The organism is Aeromicrobium sp. Leaf272, from assembly GCF_001422865.1.
Taxonomy (GTDB): Bacteria; Actinomycetota; Actinomycetes; order Propionibacteriales; family Nocardioidaceae; genus Aeromicrobium.
Window position 1 is genome coordinate 482,381 of the sequence record NZ_LMMY01000009.1, and the last position, 2,090, is coordinate 484,470.

At 71.6% G+C, this 2,090-nt stretch carries 2 protein-coding genes and 1 pseudogene; 2 read left to right on the top strand and 1 reads right to left on the bottom strand.

Annotation, left to right across the window (positions count from 1 at the left end; genetic code table 11):
- A partial coding sequence (locus tag ASF38_RS03955) for a MarR family winged helix-turn-helix transcriptional regulator (protein ID WP_056573780.1) occupies positions 1-470 on the bottom strand: 470 nt, incomplete at its 3' end.
- Positions 471-526: 56 nt separating this feature from the next.
- On the opposite strand from ASF38_RS03955, the gene ASF38_RS18725 reads away from it, so the two are divergent.
- Both ASF38_RS18725 and ASF38_RS18730 read left to right on the top strand, forming a co-directional pair.
- The coding region (locus tag ASF38_RS18725) for a cobalamin-dependent protein (protein ID WP_235497378.1) at positions 527-1,094 on the top strand (568 nt) is incomplete at its 3' end.
- A 3-nt stretch (positions 1,095-1,097) separates the two neighbouring features.
- Positions 1,098-2,090, top strand: a pseudogene (locus ASF38_RS18730) (methylmalonyl-CoA mutase); the annotation flags it as partial.

The following is a 2,090-nucleotide window of genomic DNA, read 5'->3' on the forward strand; positions in this document are numbered from 1 at the left end:
GTGTAGGCCGCCTGCTGGTCGTCGGCGTCGAGCTCGGCCACGCCGAACTGGACGTCCATGAGGGCCTCGGTGGCCGCCTCGACCACGCGCTCGCCCTCGGGCGTGAGGATCGCGAAGGTGCGCCGCCGGTCGGCCGGATCGGGCTCGCGGACCACGAGTCCGTGCGTCTCGAGCCTGTCGATCGCGTTCGTGACCGACGTAGGATGCACCATGAGCCGTTCGCCGATCTTGCTGAGGGGCAGGCGCCCCTCCCGGCTGAACGAGATGAGCCGAAGCACCTCGAACCGGGCGAACGTGATGCCGTGGGGCTTCAGCGCCGCGTCGAGCCGGCCGATCACCAGCTGCTGCACCCGCATGATCGACGTCGCGAGCCGCATGGCCGTGGCGTCGCCGATGCGCTCCTCCCACAGCTCCCCGGCCCGTTCCAGCGGGTCGAACGCGAGCCGCGGCGTGGGGGGCACGGAGGTCATGGGGTCAGTCTACCCAGGGTGGACGATTAGTTGGATGTCCGACTATTGTGGTTCCTATGGCTGATCTCCACGTCCCGTCGAACCCGGTCCGACTCGTCACCGCGTCGGCGCTCTTCGACGGCCACGACGCCTCGATCAACATCATGCGGCGCATCTTCCAGAGCCAGGGGGCCGAGGTGATCCACCTCGGGCACAACCGCTCGGTCAAGGAGGTCGTCGACGCCGCCATCGAGGAGGACGTGCAGGGCGTCGCGGTCTCGTCGTACCAGGGCGGGCACGTCGAGTACTTCGAGTACCTGGTCGAGTCGCTGCGCGAGCAGGGCGCCGGCCACGTCCGCGTGGTCGGTGGTGGCGGCGGCGTCATCGTGCCCGAGGAGATCGCCCGGCTCCGCGAGTCCGGCGTCACGATCTTCTCCCCCGAGGACGGGCAGCGCCTCGGGCTCGTGGGCATGATCAACTCCGTCGTCCGCGACTGCGACGTCGACCTGACCACCCTCGGCGACTTCGACGTCGACGCGGTGCTGGCCGGCGACCGCTCCGCCGTCGCCCGAGCCATCACGCTTGCCGAGACCGGCCGACTCGCCGACGCCGACCGCCAGCGCCTGCAGGACGCCGCGGCCGCACNNNTGCGCGTGGCGGTCCTCGCCGTCGACCCCACCCGCCGTCGCGGCGGCGGGGCTCTGCTCGGCGACCGCATCCGGATGAACTCCCTCGACGGGGAGCGGGCGTACTTCCGGTCGCTGGCCACCCGCGGCTCCCACGAGCTGCCCGACTGCCTCGACGACGTCGTCGCCGTGCTCAAGGCCGCCGCGTTCGACCTCGTGGTCGTCGAGACCCCGGGCATCGGCCAGGGCGACGCCGCGATCGTGCCGCACGTCGACACCTCCATGTACGTCATGACGCCGGAGTTCGGCGCCGCGTCGCAGCTGGAGAAGATCGACATGCTCGACTTCGCCGACGTCGTGGCGATCAACAAGTTCGAGCGCCGCGGGGCCAAGGACGCCTACCGCGACGTCGGCCGCCAGCTGGTGCGCAACCGCGAGGCCTTCGGCAAGAAGCCCGAGGACATGCCGATCTTCGGCACGTCGGCCGCCACCTTCAACGACGACGGCGTGACCGCGCTCTACCAGCACCTGCGCGACGCCCTGGGCGAGCGCGGGCTGCCCGTCGCCGAGGGCGTGCTGCCGCCCGTGGCCGTGCGGTACTCGAGCGGGATCCAGGCCGTCGTGCCCGCCGACCGCGTGCGGTACCTGTCCGAGATCACCGAGACGGTGCGCGGCTACCACGCCGAGACCGAGCGCCTGGCCGACGCCGCCGACCGGGCCCAGCGCCTCGAGACCACCGCGAGCGAGCTCGCCGAGGCCGACCTGGACGCCTCGAGCGTCACCGAGCTGCTCGAGACCGCCCGCAAGGCCGTCCCGCACGACGTCGCCGACCAGATCGAGCAGTGGCCGGCCGTCGTCGAGGCCTACTCCGGCGACGAGCAGGTCGTGAGGGTCCGCGACAAGGAGATCGTCACCCAGCTCACGCGGGAGTCGCTCTCGGGCACCAAGGTCCCCCGCGTCTCGCTGCCCCGCTTCACCGGCCACGGCGACCTCGTGCGCTTCTGGCGGCGCGAGA